Consider the following 16,429-nt stretch of genomic DNA (forward strand, 5'->3'; position numbering starts at 1 on the left):
TCATGCGGGTGATGCCGCGCGGCTACTCGCACGACGTCCGCGGTGACGGGACGACCGTGGTCAAGCGCTACGGCGGCCCGCTCGCGTCGCGTCGCGCGGCTACCGAACGCGACACGCTGCTCCGGCTCGCCGACAGCGGGCTGCCGGTGCCGCGCGTGCTCGACTCGTCACCCCTCGTCCTGATCACGGCGCACCTGCCCGGCGTACACGGCCAAGAACTGATCGAAAACGGCCATGCCGCCGACGTTCTCCGTTCCTGCGGCGAGACCCTCCGACGCATTCCACCGCCCCTGGTGCACGGCGACTACGGTCCCAACAACACCCTTTACGACCCTTCCACGTACGCGGTGACGGCCGTTCTGGACTGGGAGTTCGCGCATGAGGGCGACCAGGTGGAAGACCTCGCGTGGGCGGAGTGGATCATCCGCACGCACCACACCGACGAGGTGCCGGCCCTGGCCGCCCTGTTCGACGGTTACGGACATCGCCCGCCGTGGCCGGTCCGCCACGAGCACATGCTCGCCAAGTGCCGGCAGATGCTCGCCCAGCCCCGATTGCACCAATCCGGCCGGGATCGCTGGCGTCGCAACATCACCGTGACGGCGAGCTGGACGGAACTTTGAGCAGCACCCGCCGCAGAACGTGCGGCGCGATCACGTCCCGAACGGCGCGGATGTCCCTCACGAGCCGGTCGGCGGCTGCCAGTAGGTGGGGCGCGGCCGCCCGCCCGCGCGCAGGGCCGACGTGTCGGTCTGCGGAACCATCGGATAGAGGCTGGAGTACGCCTGCCAGGACGGCTGCGCCGGCGGTTCGGGCGGGGCGAGCGACCGGGACAGCGACAGCAGCACGTCCTGCGCAGCCTGGTGGAACTGCTGATCGGCGACCAGCCCGTGAGCATCGGCGGCGTTCGGGCCGAGCGGAATCCGGATGCACGCCGACCGCAACACCCGGGCGCCCCCGTGATGGAGCACGGCCTCCAGCGCCGCCCGGGCGCCGTCGTCCTGCCCCGGGGCGGCCACCGACAGCCAGGCGACCGGCTTCCCGGTCAGATGCGGCCCGTCGACCAGCCAGTCGAGCAGATTCTTGAGGCTGCCCGGCAGCGACCCGCCGTACTCCGGCGTGCAGAAAAGCACCCCGTCCGCGGCCTCAACCTGCTCCCGAACCAGCGCAACCGACCCCGGAATCCGCCGTTCCAGCGGCACAAACGCTGGCAACACCCGCAACGCGTCATAGAGCACCGCCGTCACCCCAGGCGGCGCAACCCGAGCCGCCGTCCGAAGAGCCGCCGTCTGCAGCGAGTCCTCACGGGTGCTCCCAGAAATCAACAAGATGCGCGCCATGGCGCAGACGATAGGCGGCAAGCCGCCACCTGGCGAGACGGTGCCCCCGGTAGGAATCGAACCTACGACACACGGTTTAGGAAACCGATGCTCTATCCCCTGAGCTACGAGGGCCTGCGGCCCACATCGTACCTACCAGCGGATACTCATTTGTCCCTGGGCGTCCCAACGGGGGCAATGCAGTGCCTCCGGGTGTCGAGGGTGGGTCTTGGCGCTGGTGGAGGACGCGCGGAGCTGTCCAAGCGGACGCGCCCCGCGCTGCCAGACCGTTCTGCTTGTGCCTCGTATGCCGCTGGAACCCAGGGCGTCTCCGAGCAGCCGCGGAGCGATGCGGGGGCGGGTGGCGTCGCCGGGGCGTTGTCGCGGGGAGCCGTCGCGCTGTGGCGGCGGGGAGTATGAAGAGCACATGCCGTTGCGTACGCGGAAGAGCTGGTTCGGGGTGACCTTGGATGCGCCGGATGGGGCTGCGCTGGGGCGGTTCTATGCGGAGTTGCTCGGGTGGGAGTTCTTTCCGGGGGACGGGGGTGGGGGCTCGGTCGCGCCTTCCGCGGATGCCGGGTACAACCTGGGGTTTCAGACTGAGGAGCACTACGTGCGGCCGGTCTGGCCCGCTGCGCCGGGGGAGCCGCAGATGTCCGTACATCTGGAATTCGAGGTTGATGATCTGGCGGAGGCGGTCGCGTTCGCGCTCGGGGTGGGCGCGGAGCAGGCCGCCTTCCAGCCTCAGGACAATGTTCGGGTGATGCTCGACCCGGCGGGGCATCCATTTTGCCTGTACGTGGACGGCTAGTACTCCCAGCTCGCGTACTCGGGATTGCCGGTCTTCATCTCCTCGAACATCAGCACCATCCGGTCGAGGAACCAGATCTTGGCGATCTGGATCACCAGCAGGCCCGAGACGGCGGCCACCACGTCGAGTTGGACCAGGCCGTAGATCATCACGATCAGGCCGACCGTCTGGGCGGTGTACTGGACGGCCGGCGCGCGGGAGGCCCGGTACTTCGCGGGGAGGTCGATGTCGTTGCGGTCGGCCCAGACGCGTTCGCCGAAGACGGCCTTGGACGCCCAGTTGCGGGTGGATTTCGGCGGGCTGAAGAGCAGCGGGTTGATCATCATGAAGATCAACGACAGGGCGATGGGTACGAGGGACCACCAGCCGATCCAGTCCCGGCTCCACACGGCCACCCCGATCAGGGGCAGGACGGCGAACCGGGTCCAGACACTGACCGCGTTCGCGTGGCGCATCCAGTTGTCGCCGGTGAGTCCGAAGGCCCGGGCGACGCGCTTCTCCGAGGTTTGATTCGTCATGCCGCCGATGGTGCGCGGCCGCGGTTGACGACGACTTGGCGCCGCGCGTCAAGTCACGGTCAACCACCGGGCCGCACGCTGGCCGCCATGGTCACCGACATCGTCTACCGCCGCCTGAGCAGTCCGCATGAGACGCGCGGCCCGAGCAGTCCGCATGAGACGCGCGGCCCGAGCACTCCGGACGAGGCGGACGGGAAGGACGAGGCGCGCCGCCTGCTCAGCGAGGCGGCCGGCTACCGCTCGCCGAGAAGAACCGGCGACGAGGTCTGGTCGGGTCTGTGGAATCTCACCGCCGCCGCCGGGAACGCGCTGGTGGCGGTCGCGGCGACGGCCCGGCTGTCGCCGCGGGTGGTCGAGCTGCGTGCGATCGCCGCGGCCCACCCCGACGGGTACGCGAGGCTGCTGCGCGAACTGGCCGACGACGGCCGGGCGACCGGCGCCGAGTGGCTGGTCGCCGCCGACGCCGCGGGCGCCACCTGGTTACGCCGCGCGGGCTACGACCCCTGGCTGGCCCTGCCGATCTGCTGAAAGGCACCGCTCAAACCGGGCGAACGGCGACGCTCTGCGCACCTATACGCAACACCACGGGGCTAGCGCCACGAGTCGCGGAGGCGGGTCAGCTCGTCGACGTACATCCGTTCGCCGGTCTCCTCGACCAGCGCGAACGCCTCGTCGAGCAGCTCGCGGGCCGCCGCGACCCGGCCGTCCAGCGCGTAGGCCTCGGCCAGCAGCCCCAGCACCCAGCCGACCAGGTGACGCGCCCCCCGCGCCCGGATCTGGTCGAGGCTGGCGAGCACCGCCGCCGCGCCCCCGGCCGGGTCGCCTTCGAGCGCCCGCACCCACCCCGCCACCGCCGCCGCATAGCTGAACCACGCCGGCAGCGGCCCGGCCAGCGACAGTGCACGCCGCGCATACGAACCCGCGGCCGCCACGTCGCGGCGCATCGCCACGATCAGCGCCGCCGACGTGAAGACCCCGGCCCGGACCAGGGGCGGCGCCGAGGCGGTGCGGCTGATGGCCAGGTCGAGCTGTGACGACGGGTCGGCGAGGACGGCGGCCAGCTGGAGGCGGATGGTCACGTCGACCGGCATGGCCTCGTGGGGTGCCGCGTCGGCCAGCGTCAAGGCCCGGGACAGGTGGTCGCGCGCCGCGTCGGAACGGCCCAGGCACCACAGGGTTCGGCCCATGGCCAGGTGGGCCAGGGACTGTTCGCCCGGCGTACCCGCGATTTCGATCATCTTCTCGGCCATGGACCGCGCGGAGGCGTGCTCGCCACGGGCCACCGCCACCTCGTAGAGCGTGCGGTAGGCGGCCAGCGTGGCCGGCCCGTCGCCCAGTTCCTCGGCCAGCGACCGGGCCCGGGTCACGGCGGCCTGCCCGATCGCCGACTGGGCGCCGTCGAGCTGGGCGTGCAGCGTGCCGAGCCGCAGCTGAACGTCCAGTTCGAAGCGTGTCCACGACAGGTCCCGAGGGCCTCCGGCGAGCAGATCCAGCGCGTGGTGCAGGTGGTCGCCGGCCTCCTCGTGGGCGAGGGCGGCCAGCGCGCGGTCGGCCGCGGCGAGCAGGTGCGGCAGAGCTGAAGGTACGCCCACCACCGGCGCCGCCAGCCACCAGTGCGCGCCGCCGCGGTCGCCCAGCCGAGCGGCGATGCGCGCGTGCAGGCGGGCCCGGCGCAGGCGGCTCACCGAGTCGTAGATCGCGTCCCGGATCAGCGCGTGGGTGAAGCGGAACCGGCCGACCGGCGACCCCTCGACCACCAGGCCGGACAGCAGCGCCGCCTCCACCGCGGTCAGGGCGGTGTCGTCGTCCAGCCCGGACACGTCGCGGACCACGTCGAGGTCGAACTCGTGACCGGCCACCGCGGCCACGAGCAGGATCGCCTGGGTCTGCTCGGGCAGGCCGGTGAGGCGGCGGCGCAGCACGTCGCGTACCCCGTCGGGAATGTCGGCCAGGCCCCGCAGCCGCACCAGTTCCACGACGAAGAACGGGTTCCCGCCGCTGCGGTCGTGCACGATCCCGGCTAGCTCAGCATCCGGTTCGGTGCCCAGCCGCGCGGTCATCAGCCGCCGTACCTCGTCCTGGTCGAGGCCGGGCAGCGGCATCCGGGTGACCGTCGGCAGCCGCGCCAGCTCGGCCAGCGTGCCGGTCAGCGCGGCCTGCTCGGTCGAGCGGTAGGTGACGATGACCAGGAGCGGCGTGGTCGCCAGGGCGGCGGCGAGCACGGGCAGGACGCGCAGCGAGCCGGCGTCGGCCCACTGCATGTCGTCGAGGACCAGCACCGTGGGCTGCGGTAACGCGCACAGCAGGCCGGTGATCTCGCGGCACAGCCGGAACCGGACGGCCTCCACGTCGACCACCGGAGGACCATCCGACATGACCGACATGTCACGGCCGAGCGACCGAAGGATCTGCAGCCACGGCCAGAACGGCGGCGCCCCCTGCTCCTCGTCGCACCGTCCCCACACCGCCGGCAGCTCACCGGCGAGCCGGGTCTTGCCCACGCCCGGCTCGCCGCTGATCAGGACCATGCGTCCCGACCCGGCCGCCCGCCTCAGTTCGCCAATCTCCCGGTCGCGCCCGATGAGCAGGTCCGGGTCGGGCATCGAGGAGACCACGGAGGACGGTCGCGCGGGCGGGTCGAGCGAGACCGCCTGCCCCAGGATCTGCCGGTGCAGCCGCTCCAGCTCCGGCCCCGGGTCGATGCCCAGCTCGTCGCCGAGCAGGCGGCGCACGTCCTGATACGTACGCAACGCCTCGGCCTGCCGCCCCGACCGGTAGAGCGCGAGCATCCGCAGCCCGCGCAGGCTCTCCCGGTAGGGCTGGCCGGCGATCAGCCGGTCCAGCTCGGCGACCACCGCGGCGGGCCGGCCGAGCGCCAGGTCGGCGGCGATGCGATCTTCCAGCGCGGCCAGGCGAAGTTCTTCCAGCCGGGTACGTTCGGAGCGCGCCGCCTCGAGCCCGGCGAGGACGTCACCCCGCCACAGCGCGAGCGCCCGCCCCAGCGTCTCGGCCGCCGGCCCCGCCTCGCCCGCGTCCAGCAACCGGCGCCCCTCGGCGGCCAGCTTCTCGAACCGCGCCGCGTCCAGCTCGTCGTCGGTGACCGCGAGCAGATAACCCGGCGGACGGCTGACCAGCACCCGGGCCGCCGTGCGGGCGGCCCGTCCGGGTTCCAGCAGACGGCGCAGATGCGACACGTACGCCTGGAGCGAAGCGATTGCTTGGGCCGGCGGTTCCTCGCCCCACAGCTCGTCGACCAGGTGCTCGAGCGACACGACGGTGTTCGCCCGCACCAGCAGGAGCCCCAGCACGGCACGCTGCTTGGGGCGGCCCAGGTCGAGCAGCCGCCCGTCCGCCAGCACCTCGAGCGGCCCGAGGATGCGGAACTCCACGACGCGAGCTTAGGGCCTGTCCTGAGTGTTCCGACCTGGACTTGAACCAGGGACCTCCGCCGTGTCGGGGCGGCGCTCTGCCGACTGAGCCACCGGAACGTGGACGCGGGAGTGCGAGCACGCCGAATTGCTCCATCCCGCAGTACGCCGTGCAGGGCTCGAACCTGCGACCCGCTGATTAAGAGTCAGCTGCTCTACCAACTGAGCTAACGGCGCCTTATTCAGATGTTCTTACGCACGGGCAGCAGGACTCGAACCTGCAACCGTCGGTTTTGGAGGCCGGTGCTCTGCCAATTGAGCTACGCCCGTAAGGCCAGTGCACAAACGGCCGCGATGGTCGTCGACGCCCTGGTAGGAACCAGTCTGCGCGACGACCATCGCGGCCGCGAGCGAATTAGGGCCGTCAGTCGAGAATCGGCAGGGTCGACGGGCCGTTGTCGACGAACGAGAACGTGGTCGTCAGCGGGGAATCGCCCAGTTCCTCGGCGATCAGGCCGCTCCTGCGCTCCTGCAGGAAGGCGCCTTCATTGCTGATCGCGTACGTGGGGTCGCCCTCGGAATCCTTCTTCTTCTGCTCGGTGATGGTGAACAGCTGGCCGCCGCGGGACGCGTCGCAGGCCGTGGCCACCACGGTGAGCGAGGCGGTGCCGTTGGTCCTGATGCCCATGCAGTCGGGCTCGCCGCCATTGGTCGCCTTGGCCGTCTTGATCTGGTACTTGCCGCCGACCGGGATGAACACGAACAGCGCGTGCTCGGCCTCGCCGTCGATCAGGCTGAGCCGGCCCTTGGCGTCGACCGCGACGATCGACTCGAAGCTCGGATTCGGCTTGATCACGACCTGGCGCTTGCCGGCGAGGATGGCCGATCGGCCGGCTTTGCTGCCGCCGCCGGCCGAGCCCGCGTCTCTCGTCGACTTGACGGAGGACGACGCGGAAGGCGACGGCGACGGGGACGACGGAGCAGGAGCCGGAGCCGAGTCGGACGGCGCGGCCGCGGACGGGGCGGCGACCGGCTGCGAGGCGGGAGTGCAAGCCTGCTGGGTGAGCACCAGACCGGCGGCCAGGACACCGACGAGGATCGTCGAGCGGCGAGTCTTCACGGGTTTCCTCCAGACGTGGCGAACTTCCGACCTCGCTCATGCTGGTCGATCCCACCCTGCCCGTGACGCGATCCCGGCAAACCGTGGCACAAACCCGGTAGAACCCGGCCGGCACCCAGCCGCCTCGTCGAAGCGCAACATCGGATCGGACGGGACCACCGCGACCAACGTCTCGACGACCCGGTCCCGTCCGGCAGGCGTGGCGACAGCGGTCACAATGGACATCTCACGCTGATAGCGTGTCGACCGTGAGCGGACCCGATCCTGAACTCGCGTCGAAACTGCAGGTGGATGTGCCCCACGCGGCGCGCATCTGGAACTACTGGATGGGCGGCAAGGACAACTTCGCCGCCGACCGGGCCGCCGGTGACGCGGTCGTCACGGTCTACCCCGAGATCGCCGTGATGGCGCGTACGTCGCGCGGCTTCCTGATCCGGGCGGTGCGCTACCTGGCCGCCGAGGCGGGCATCCGGCAGTTCCTCGACATCGGCACCGGTCTGCCGACGATGCAGAACACCCACCAGGTCGCCCAGGGGATCGCGCCCGAGTCACGGATCGTCTACGTCGACAACGACCCGATGGTGCTGGTGCATGCTCGCGCGCTGCTGTCCGGGTCGACCGCCGAGGGCCTGACCACGTACGTCGAGGCCGACTACCACGAGCCGGACAAGATCGTGGCCGCGGCGGGCGACGCGCTCGACCTCACCCAGCCGGTCGCGATCATGTTCATGGGCGTGCTCGGCTACGAGCCCGACCTCGAGGTGGTCCGGTCGATCGTGAGCACCACGGTCGCCGCCGCCGCGCCGGGCAGCCACCTGGTGCTCTGGGACGGCACCAACACCAGCCCGTCCGTGGTCGACGGGGCGAACAAGCTGGCCGAGAGCGGCGGCGTCCCGTACATCCTGCGCAGCCCCGACGAGATCGCGAGCACGTTCGCCGGGCTCGAGCTGGTCGAGCCGGGCCTGACCCAGATCACCCAGTGGCGCCGGGGCGACGATCCAGACGACTACATCGATGCGTACGGCGCGGTGGGTCGCAAGCCCTGAGGGTTGTCTGACGACTAGTCTTGCGGCGTGACGGTACGACTGGTTGGTGCCCGGGAGATCCGTACGATGCTCGCCCCGATCGCGCGGCGCCGCTTCTACAAGCTGGCCAAGCGCCGCGGCTTCCCGGCGGCCGCCGCGACGCTCGCCCAGGGCCGCCTGTGGCGCGCCGAGGAGGTCGAGTCGTGGATAGCGCTCAACCGCAGACCGTCGCCGAGTCCTACCTCGCCGCGGTAGACGCGGCGCGGCCGGGCCTGGTCGAGCGCCTCTACCTGGTCGGCTCGGCCGCGCTGGGCGCCTGGCAGCCCGGTGTCAGCGACGTCGACGCGATCATCTTCACCTCGCGGCCGCTGACCGACGCCGACCTGGCCGTGCTGCCGACCACGGTCGACGGCCCCTACCTCGCGCCCGAACTGCACGATCTGTGGCCGGTCGACCGGCGCGTGGTGCCGTTCGTGGTCGGCGAACGTCGCCGAGATCCCGGCGTATCTGAACGACGTCAGCCCCGATGACCCGGCGAGCGGCGACGGCGTCACCTGGTTCGTCCTCGGCGGCCCGGCCCGGCTGCACTACACGCTGGCGTACCAGGACATCGTCTCCAAGGCGGCCTGCGGCGACTACCTGGCGTCGATCTTCCCGGCGTTTACCGACCTGGTCCGCCGATCCCAGGCGTGGCGCCGCGGCGAGCCGGTCTCGTTCACCATGGCCGACCTGGCCCTGGCCGCCGAGAGCGTCAATGCGGTGGCCGACGACGCCTGGCGCCGCTTCTCGGCGTGACAGGATGGGTGCCATGGACATCGTGCTGACGATCGTGGTCGTGACGGCCGTGTTCGGGGTGGTCCTCTGGGCGCTGGTGCTGCTGGCGCGCAAGGTGCGCCGCAGCGGGGTCGGCGCGAACGTGATGGGGCCGATCGACGAGATCTATAACCCGGGCGCGGCGCGGTGGCGGCCCGAGATCGAGCAGCACGAGCAGCGCGTCGAGCCGGTTATCGGGTCGGGGCGAGACCGAGACCGTCCAGGACCTTCGACACCCGGGCGTCCTCCGCGGCCATGAACCGGTCGAAGTCCGGCCCGTCCAGGTAGGCCGCGGTCCAGCCGAACCGCTCCCGCGCCGCCGTCCAGGCCGTCGAGACGGCCAGCTCACCGAGCATCTCGAGGAGCAGGGCGCGGCCCTCGCCGGCCAGCCCGGGCGGCGCCACCAGCCCGCGCCAGTTGTTGAAGACCACGTCGAAACCGGCGTCGCGTACGGTCGGGGCCGGCAGCTGGGGCACCGGCGCCTCGCTGGTCACCGCGAGCGCCCGGAGCTGGCCCGACTCGATCTGGTCGGCGTATTCGCTCAGCCCGGACATGGCGAAGTCGACCCGCTTGCCGAGGATCGCCGCGAGCAGGTCGCCCCCGCCGTCGTGCCGGTCGTAGACGACACCGGCCGGCGGCAACCCGACCGCGTCGGCGAGCAACATCGTGGCCAGGTGATCCGGCCCGCCGGCGAGTGAACCGCCGCCGATCGTCACCCCGCCCGGATCGGCGCGCCAGCCGGAGACCAGCTGGTCCAGCGACCCGTACGGCGAACCGCGCTCCACCACCAGCACGGCCGGCTCCTGCACCAGCCGCGCGACCGGTGTCGTGTCCCGCAGCCGGACCTGGGCGTCCGCGGTGATCTGGGCGCCGACCAGCCCGAGCCCCATGAGCATGAGCAGCCGCTCGTTGCCGCGCTCGTACACCAGCCGCCGCAACCCGACCACGCCGCTCGCGCCGGGCAGGTTGAAGACCTCGACCCCGCGCGCTATGCCGCTGCTGGCGAGCGCCGCGGCCAGGACCCGCGCGGTGACGTCGTAACCGCTGCCCGGCGGGTTGGGCACCATGATCCGCAGATCGGCGTCGGCCGCGGCCGACGTGCACCCGGCGAGCGCGGCGGCCAGCGTTCCCCCGAGAAGAGTCCGCCGCCGCATGGCAGACAGCCAAGCCCTTTCCCTCCGGGCCGTCAACCAGCACCATGGGCGGATGCGCCAACGCCTGTCGCTCTCCGGGCAGCTGCTCATGATGCAGCTGGCCATCGTGCTGCTGGTCGTGGTGGCGGTGGCGGCGGTGTCGATCGCGGAGGCCGACGCCGCGTTCCGGCGGGTCGAGGGCGAGCGGCTGCGGTCGGTGGGCGAGAACACCGCGATCAACAGCACGGTCCGACTGGGCCTGCGCGACCAACTGGGGCGGGACGTGCTGGAGACGGTGGCCGAGACCGCCCGGGCGGTGTCCGGAGCGTCCTATGTGGTCATCGCCGACCGCACCGGCACGATCAAGACCGGGCCGGACGCCGGGCAGCCGGTGCGGATGGGGGCGAGCACGGGCCTGACCGGGCGCTCCTGGGTCGGTGTGCTGGACGATCCGAAGGAGCTGGTGGCGCACGTTCCGGTGTTGGACGAGCAGGACGGCCGGTTCATCGGGATGATCGTCGTCGGCCGGGCGTACCCGACCCTGGTCGGCCAGCTCGGCAGCGCCGTACCCAATCTGCTGATCTATCTGGTGCTGGGCGCCGTGGTCGGGGTCAGCGGGTCGCTGCTGCTGGCCCGCCGGGTGAAGCGGCAGACGCTGGGCATGGAGCCGCGCGAGATCTCCGGGCTGGTCGAACACCGCGAGGCGATGCTGCACGGCATCAAGGAGGGCGTGATCGGCACCGACTCGGTCCACCGGGTGACGCTGGTCAACGACGAGGCGCTCCGGCTGCTCGGGCTGCGCGCCGACGCGGTCGGGCGGGAACTGGCCGAGCTCGGGCTCGACCCGGCGCTGCTCGACGTGCTCACCGGGAGGTCGGCCGGCGTCGACCAGGTGGTGCTCAGCGACGACCGGGTGGTCGTGCTCAACCGGCAGCCGGTGGTGATGCGCGGCCGGGACGTCGGATCGGTGACCACCCTGCGTGACCGCACCGAGCTGACCGCGCTGCGCCGGGAGCTGGACGTCAGCCGGCACACCACGGACACGCTGCGGGCGCAGGCGCATGAGTTCGTCAACCGGCTGCACACCATCGCCGGGCTGGTCGAGCTGGGCGAGCACGAGGAGGTGGTCCGCTACATCACCCGGACCAGCGAGCTGCACGAGAGCCTGGACCGCGAGGTCACCCGGGCCATCCGCGACCCTGCCCTGGCCGCGCTGCTGATCGCCAAGGCGAGCCTGGCCGCCGAGCAGAATGTCACGCTCACCATCGGGGCCGGCACCGACCTGCCGCCGGTCGACGAGCGGCTCTCGGCCGACCTGGTCACGGTGGTGGGCAACCTGGTCGACAACGCGTTCGACGCGGTTCGGGCGGGCGGTGAGATCACGGCGATCGTACGCACGGAGGGTGACGATGTTGTCGTCACGGTGACCGACACCGGGCCGGGGGTGGCGCCCGAGCTGGCCGAGCGGGTGTTCCAGCAGGGCTACAGCACCAAGGGCGAGGAGGACGGTCACCACGGCCTGGGGCTGGCCCTGATCCGGCTGATCTGCGTGCACCGGGGCGGCCGGGTGTCGGTCGAGGGGTCGACGTTCACCGCCCGGATGCCGCATGTCCTGGCGGCCGTCTCGTGATCCGGGTGCTGGTCGTCGACGACGACTTCATGGTGGCGAAGGTGCACCGCGGCTTCGTCGACCGGGTGCCCGGGTTCACCACGGTCGGCGTGGCCCACACCGGGGCCGACGCGCTGGCCGTCGCCGCGGCCGAACGCCCCGACCTGGTGCTGCTCGACATCTACCTGCCGGACATCTCCGGGCTGGAGGTGCTGCGCCGGCTCCGCGAGCAGCCGGGCGGCGGGCCGGACGTGCTGGCCGTGACCGCGGCGCGCGACGTCGGCACGGTGCGGTCGGCGCTGCACGGCGGCGTGGTGCACTACGTGCTCAAGCCGTTCACGTTCGACGTGCTCCGGGACCGGCTCGAGCGGTACGCCGACGCCTACGGCCGCCTCGCCACCGCCCGGGACGTCGCCCAGTCCGATGTGGACGACCTGTTCGTGGCGTTGCGCACCACGCCCAAGGTGCTGCCCAAGGGGCTCACCGAGGACACGTCGGCGCTGATCGCGGCGGCCATGCGGTCGTACGACGGCGACCTGTCGGCCGGGGAGTGCGCCGAGCGGATCGGCCTGTCCCGGGTCAGCACGCGCCGCTACCTGGAACATTTCGTCGACACCGGCAAGGCCGAGGTGCGGCTGCGGTACGGCTCGGCCGGCCGTCCGCAGCGCCGCTACCGCTGGATCGGTTGACTCTCTCCCTGGGGCAGACCACAGACTCGGCGCCATGCACGTTCCTTATGTGGGCAACGGCCCCTACTGCTACTCCAACTCGCTCGCGATGCTGCTGGGCGAGCGGTCCCCGTCGACGGCGGTCATCGAGGTGGCCACCGGCGGCCCGTTCGGGATGCAGCTGATCGGCGGGCAGACGGTGTTCTTCGACGCGTACGGCTGGGATCCGGACCTGGGTTTCGGCCGTGCCCTGACGGCTCTGGGCTGGCGCTCGGAGGTGTCGAAGGGCGGTAGCGCCGAGGAGGCGCTCGACCGCTTGCGTGCCGCCGCGGCCGACGGCCCGGTCTGGGTGGGGCCGCTGGAGATGGGCCACCTGCGTCATCACCCGGAGATGACCGGCCCGATCGGCGCCGACCACTTCGTCGTGGTGCTCGACGTGAACGACGAGCGGGTGCTGACGCACGATCCGCACGGCTACCCGTACGCGGAGGTGCCGGTCGCCGAGTTCCTGACCGCGTGGCGGGCCGAGACCCTGTCCTACGGCGACCCGTACACCATGCGCACCGGTTTCGAGCAGGTCGCCGAGGTGTCCGACGCCGACGCGATCCGGTCGATCCTCCCGGCCGCCCGCGATCACCTGGCCATGGTCGCCGACCAGAAGATGCCGCCGGGCAGCCTGGGTAACGCCGACGCGGCCCACCGGGTGGCCGAGCTGGTCGAGGCGGGCGCCGAGGACGGCCTGCGGGACCACTTCATCTACTTCGCCGTACGCGTCGGAGCCCGCCGCCTCGACGACACCGCCACCTGCCTCGAGTTCGCCGGCCAACCGGCCGGCGCGGCGATCGCGGCCGAGCAGGCCCGCCTCGTCGGCTCGTTGCAGCGTCCCCTCGTCGACCGGAACTACCCGAAGGCGGCGGCCGCCTTGCGTGAGCTGGCTCCGACCTACGAGCGCCTGCTGGCGGCGTTGAGTTAAGGCTTCAGTCGTCCTCGGCGAAGGCGAGTTTCCGGGGCTCCTCGTCGGCGTTGGGGGAGTGCCGGAGGCGGGCGATGATGCGCGGCAGGTAGGGCACGATCACCGCGACCACCGCCAGCGCCAGCAGGGTCACGGTCAGGGGCCGGGTGACGAACACGGTCATGTCCCCGTTGGACACCAGCAGCGCCCGGCGGAACTGCAGCTCCATCATCGGCCCGAGGATCAGGCCCAGAATCACCGGCGCGATCGGGAAGTCGAAGTGCCGCATCCCGAAGCCGACGATGCCGACGGCGTACGCGATGAAGACCTGGCTGATGCTGCCCGTCGCCGCGTAGACGCCCAGGGTCGCGAAGACCAGAATCCCGGCGTACAGAATGGGTCGGGGGATCTGCAGGACCTTGACCCACACCCGGATCAGCGGGAGGTTGAGCGCCAGCAGCAGCACGTTGCCGACGTAGAGCGACGCGATCAGCGCCCACACCAGGTCGGGCGACTTCTCGAACAGCTGCGGGCCGGGTTGCAGGTTGAAGATCTGGAACGCGGCCAGCATGACCGCCGCGGTCGCCGAGGTCGGGATGCCCAGGGTCAGCAGCGGCACGAGCACGCCCGAGAACGCGGCGTTGTTGGCCGCCTCGGGACCGGCCACCCCCTCGATGGCGCCCTTGCCGAATTCGTCCTTGTTCTTGGAGCGGTGCTTCTCGTACGTGTAGGACAGGAACGTCGGGATGTCCGCCCCGCCCGCGGGCAGGGCGCCGAACGGAAAGCCGAGCGCCGTGCCGCGCAGCCACGGCGCCCACGAGCGGCGCCAGTCGTCCCGGCTCAACGTCGGGGTGCCGGGTTGGATGGGCTCGATAACGGAAGGCAGCGTGCGGAGACGCGACGCCACATAGAGCGTTTCGCCGATCGCGAACAGCCCGACGATCACGACGACGATGTCGATGCCTTCGAGCAGTTCCGTCGTACCGAAGGTGAAGCGCGCCTGACCGGTCAGCCCGTCGATGCCGACCAGGCCGAGGAACAGCCCGAACATCAGCGACATCAGGCCGCGGAGCAGCGAGCGGCCGACCAGCGCGGTCACCGCGACCATGGCCAGCAGCGCGAGCGCGAAGTAGTCCGACGCCCGGAACGTGGTGGCCAGCTTGGCCACCGGCTGGGCGAACAGGCTGAGCAGCAACGTCGAGATCGTGCCGGCCACGAACGAGCCGATCGCCGCGGTGGCCAGTGCGGCCTTGGCCCGGCCGCGGCGGGCCATCTGGTAGCCCTCGATCGCGGTCGCCACCGAGGCCGACTCGCCGGGCGTGTTGAGCAGGATGGACGTGGTCGAGCCGCCGTACATGGCGCCGTAGTAGATGCCGGCGAACATGATGAACGTGCCGATCGGGTCGTCCAGGCTGAACGTGACCGGCAGCAGCAGGGCGATGGTCAGCGCCGGTCCGATGCCCGGCAGCACCCCGACGAACGTGCCCAGCGTGACGCCGATGATGGCGTACAGCAGATATTCGGGTTGAAGGACCGTCCCGAAGCCGGACAGCAGGTCGCCGAAGACGTTCACAGCGGGAACACCCCGGCCGGCAGGAAGATGTCGAGCAGGCGGGTGAAGGCGAAGTAGATCGCCAGCGGCAGGACCAGGGCGACGATCACGTCACGGACCAGGCTGCGGCTGCCGAGCACTCTTGACACCGCGATGATGAACAGGAACGCCGAGACGACAAATCCGGCATATTCCAGGATGAGCGCGAAGCCGACCAGGCAGCCGACGACCCCGAGCGGGGCAATCCAGCCCACGGAATCGTCGCTTTTTTCCGACTCACGGGGAAATCGCAGCAGGTAGAGCGCCGCCACCAGGACCCAGCCGCCCGTGACCAGCACCGGAGCGAGGCGCGGCCCCTGCGGGCTGAGGTCGCCGTCGGCCGCTTGCCACGCGAGAATAAAGAGGACAATTCCGACTGCCAACAGGGTGAGCGGGAGGACCCACCCGGAGCGGCGGCCGGCGACAGGCCGCCGCTCCGGTTCGGACTCGGACGTCATCCGCCGAGGCCGATCTCGGTGAGCACCGTGGTGATCCTCTGGTTCTCACTGGTGAAGTACGCCTTCGCGTCCGCGCCGCTGCGGTAGAAGTCCTCCCAGCCCTGATCGGCCAGGGTGGCCTTCCACTGCTCCGACGCGTGCAACTTGTCCATCATGGCAACGATCGCCTGCTGGGTGGGCTCGTCGACGCCGGGCGGGGCGACGATGCCGCGCCAGTTCATCAGTTCGACGTCGTACCCCTGCTCCTTGATGGTCTTGGCCGGGCTGCCGCCGCCGACGTCCACGCCCTTGGCGCCCGACACCGCCAGCGCCCGCACCTTGCCCGACGCGACCAGATCCTTGAACTCGCTCTGCCCCGACACGGCTGCGGTCAGGTCGCCGGCCAGCAGCGCCGCCTTGGACTCACCGCCGCCCGAGTAGGCCACGTACTTCATCGCCTTCGGGTCGGCGCCGGCCGCCTTGGCGAGCAGTCCGATCAGGATCTGGTCGGTGCCACCGGCCGAGCCACCACCCCAGTTGATCGAGGTCGGGCTGGCCTTGGCGTCGTCCATGAGCTGCTTGAGCGTCTGGTACTTGGAGTTCGCCGGGACGACGACGACCTCCTGCTCGGCGGTCAGCGTGGCGATCGGCGTGACCTGGTCGAGCTTGACCGGCGACTTGTTGGAGACGACGCCGCCGACCATGACCAGGCCCATCACCATCAGGTGGTGGGGGTCGCCGCTGTTCTTGGACACGAGCTGCGCCAGCCCGATCGTGCCGGCCGCGCCGGTCACGTTGTAGACCTCGACGGACTGGTCGATCAGCTTCCCGTCGGTGAACGCCTTCTGCATCGTGCGACCGGTGAGGTCCCACCCGCCACCGGGCGCCGCGGGCACCATGAGCTGCACGGTCTTGGTCGGGTACTGGACCGCGCCACCGTTCTTGGCCGCGCCGGGCGAGTCTCGCTCACAGCCGGCCAGCGCACCGGATACCAGCATCGCCGACACGGCTACCGCCAGTGCACGTCTCACGGCTGCTCCTCAGGTTACGAGTTCGTTTCGCCGA

The 16,429-nt window shown here is 71.1% G+C and carries 18 protein-coding genes and 4 tRNA genes; 10 read left to right on the forward strand and 12 right to left on the reverse strand.

The window, feature by feature from the left end; genetic code table 11:
* Positions 1–2 precede the first annotated feature (2 nt).
* On the forward strand, positions 3–623 hold the full coding sequence (locus AB0M54_RS38115; RefSeq protein WP_364476796.1) for a phosphotransferase: 621 nt from the start codon (positions 3–5) through the stop codon (positions 621–623).
* Between the two features lie 57 nt (positions 624–680).
* On the opposite strand, the gene AB0M54_RS38120 is transcribed toward AB0M54_RS38115, so the two are convergent.
* Positions 681–1,340, reverse strand: coding sequence for an NAD(P)H-dependent oxidoreductase (locus tag AB0M54_RS38120; RefSeq protein WP_364476798.1), 660 nt, complete (start codon positions 1,338–1,340; stop codon positions 681–683).
* A gap of 41 nt (positions 1,341–1,381) precedes the next feature.
* A tRNA-Arg gene (locus AB0M54_RS38125) sits at positions 1,382–1,454 on the reverse strand.
* Between the two features lie 292 nt (positions 1,455–1,746).
* Here AB0M54_RS38125 and AB0M54_RS38130 point away from each other — a divergent pair.
* Positions 1,747–2,130 (forward strand): VOC family protein, encoded by a 384-nt coding sequence (locus tag AB0M54_RS38130; protein WP_364329531.1) that lies wholly within the window; start codon positions 1,747–1,749, stop codon positions 2,128–2,130.
* Here the strand turns inward: AB0M54_RS38130 and AB0M54_RS38135 are convergent.
* Positions 2,127–2,648: a DUF6653 family protein gene (locus tag AB0M54_RS38135; RefSeq protein WP_364329528.1), complete on the reverse strand. Its 522-nt coding sequence runs from the start codon at positions 2,646–2,648 to the stop codon at positions 2,127–2,129. The genes AB0M54_RS38130 and AB0M54_RS38135 overlap by 4 nt on opposite strands.
* 87 nt (positions 2,649–2,735) lie before the next feature.
* On the opposite strand from AB0M54_RS38135, the gene AB0M54_RS38140 reads away from it, so the two are divergent.
* The gene (locus tag AB0M54_RS38140; RefSeq protein ID WP_364476800.1) at positions 2,736–3,176 is read left to right on the forward strand and encodes a hypothetical protein; all 441 of its coding nucleotides are present in this window, start codon (positions 2,736–2,738) and stop codon (positions 3,174–3,176) included.
* A gap of 62 nt (positions 3,177–3,238) precedes the next feature.
* Here AB0M54_RS38140 and AB0M54_RS38145 read toward each other — a convergent pair whose 3' ends face one another.
* From AB0M54_RS38145 to AB0M54_RS38165, 5 genes are all read right to left on the reverse strand, one after another.
* On the reverse strand, positions 3,239–6,037 hold the full coding sequence (locus AB0M54_RS38145) for a BTAD domain-containing putative transcriptional regulator (protein ID WP_364476802.1): 2,799 nt from the start codon (positions 6,035–6,037) through the stop codon (positions 3,239–3,241).
* Between the two features lie 26 nt (positions 6,038–6,063).
* Positions 6,064–6,136 (reverse strand) — tRNA-Val (locus tag AB0M54_RS38150).
* 44 nt (positions 6,137–6,180) lie between these two features.
* A tRNA-Lys gene (locus tag AB0M54_RS38155) sits at positions 6,181–6,253 on the reverse strand.
* 20 nt (positions 6,254–6,273) lie between these two features.
* Positions 6,274–6,346 (reverse strand) — tRNA-Trp (locus tag AB0M54_RS38160).
* 94 nt (positions 6,347–6,440) lie between these two features.
* The gene (locus AB0M54_RS38165; protein WP_364476804.1) at positions 6,441–7,136 is read right to left on the reverse strand and encodes a hypothetical protein; all 696 of its coding nucleotides are present in this window, start codon (positions 7,134–7,136) and stop codon (positions 6,441–6,443) included.
* 248 nt (positions 7,137–7,384) lie between these two features.
* On the opposite strand from AB0M54_RS38165, the gene AB0M54_RS38170 reads away from it, so the two are divergent.
* The 4 genes from AB0M54_RS38170 (at position 7,385) to AB0M54_RS38185 (ending at position 9,233) form a co-directional block, all read left to right on the forward strand.
* Positions 7,385–8,182, forward strand: a complete 798-nt coding sequence (locus AB0M54_RS38170; protein ID WP_364476806.1) for an SAM-dependent methyltransferase — start codon at positions 7,385–7,387, stop codon at positions 8,180–8,182.
* A 27-nt stretch (positions 8,183–8,209) separates the two neighbouring features.
* The gene (locus AB0M54_RS38175; RefSeq protein ID WP_364318191.1) at positions 8,210–8,416 is read left to right on the forward strand and encodes a DNA-binding protein; all 207 of its coding nucleotides are present in this window, start codon (positions 8,210–8,212) and stop codon (positions 8,414–8,416) included.
* Positions 8,365–8,691 carry a nucleotidyltransferase domain-containing protein gene (locus AB0M54_RS38180; RefSeq protein ID WP_364476808.1) on the forward strand — a complete coding sequence of 109 codons (327 nt, stop codon included), beginning with the start codon at positions 8,365–8,367 and terminating at the stop codon, positions 8,689–8,691. Before AB0M54_RS38175 ends, AB0M54_RS38180 begins: the two co-directional genes overlap by 52 nt.
* A gap of 278 nt (positions 8,692–8,969) precedes the next feature.
* Positions 8,970–9,233, forward strand: coding sequence for a hypothetical protein (locus AB0M54_RS38185; protein WP_364318193.1), 264 nt, complete (start codon positions 8,970–8,972; stop codon positions 9,231–9,233).
* On the opposite strand, the gene AB0M54_RS38190 is transcribed toward AB0M54_RS38185, so the two are convergent.
* Positions 9,166–10,128, reverse strand: coding sequence for a tripartite tricarboxylate transporter substrate binding protein (locus AB0M54_RS38190; RefSeq protein WP_364476810.1), 963 nt, complete (start codon positions 10,126–10,128; stop codon positions 9,166–9,168). The genes AB0M54_RS38185 and AB0M54_RS38190 overlap by 68 nt on opposite strands.
* 52 nt (positions 10,129–10,180) lie before the next feature.
* Here AB0M54_RS38190 and AB0M54_RS38195 point away from each other — a divergent pair, with 52 nt between their 5' ends.
* Genes AB0M54_RS38195 through AB0M54_RS38205 form a run of 3 tightly spaced genes read left to right on the forward strand, consistent with a single transcriptional unit; the run spans position 10,181 to position 13,357 of the window.
* Positions 10,181–11,737 carry an ATP-binding protein gene (locus AB0M54_RS38195; RefSeq protein ID WP_364318197.1) on the forward strand — a complete coding sequence of 519 codons (1,557 nt, stop codon included), beginning with the start codon at positions 10,181–10,183 and terminating at the stop codon, positions 11,735–11,737.
* A gap of 5 nt (positions 11,738–11,742) precedes the next feature.
* Entirely contained in the window at positions 11,743–12,405 is a 663-nt protein-coding gene (locus AB0M54_RS38200; RefSeq protein ID WP_364318198.1) for a response regulator, read from the forward strand.
* A 34-nt stretch (positions 12,406–12,439) separates the two neighbouring features.
* On the forward strand, positions 12,440–13,357 hold the full coding sequence (locus AB0M54_RS38205) for a hypothetical protein (RefSeq protein WP_364476812.1): 918 nt from the start codon (positions 12,440–12,442) through the stop codon (positions 13,355–13,357).
* 4 nt (positions 13,358–13,361) lie between these two features.
* Here the strand turns inward: AB0M54_RS38205 and AB0M54_RS38210 are convergent, their stop codons facing one another.
* Genes AB0M54_RS38210 through AB0M54_RS38220 form a run of 3 tightly spaced genes read right to left on the reverse strand, consistent with a single transcriptional unit; the run spans position 13,362 to position 16,395 of the window.
* Positions 13,362–14,909, reverse strand: a complete 1,548-nt coding sequence (locus AB0M54_RS38210) for a tripartite tricarboxylate transporter permease (RefSeq protein WP_364318202.1) — start codon at positions 14,907–14,909, stop codon at positions 13,362–13,364.
* Positions 14,906–15,385 carry a tripartite tricarboxylate transporter TctB family protein gene (locus tag AB0M54_RS38215; RefSeq protein ID WP_364318204.1) on the reverse strand — a complete coding sequence of 160 codons (480 nt, stop codon included), beginning with the start codon at positions 15,383–15,385 and terminating at the stop codon, positions 14,906–14,908. The genes AB0M54_RS38210 and AB0M54_RS38215 overlap by 4 nt, the downstream gene beginning before the upstream one ends.
* Positions 15,382–16,395: a tripartite tricarboxylate transporter substrate binding protein gene (locus AB0M54_RS38220; RefSeq protein WP_364318206.1), complete on the reverse strand. Its 1,014-nt coding sequence runs from the start codon at positions 16,393–16,395 to the stop codon at positions 15,382–15,384. The genes AB0M54_RS38215 and AB0M54_RS38220 overlap by 4 nt, the downstream gene beginning before the upstream one ends.
* Between the last annotated feature and the right edge of the window lie 34 nt (positions 16,396–16,429).

This window comes from Actinoplanes sp. NPDC051470 (genome assembly GCF_040682035.1).
GTDB lineage: Bacteria > Actinomycetota > Actinomycetes > Mycobacteriales > Micromonosporaceae > Actinoplanes.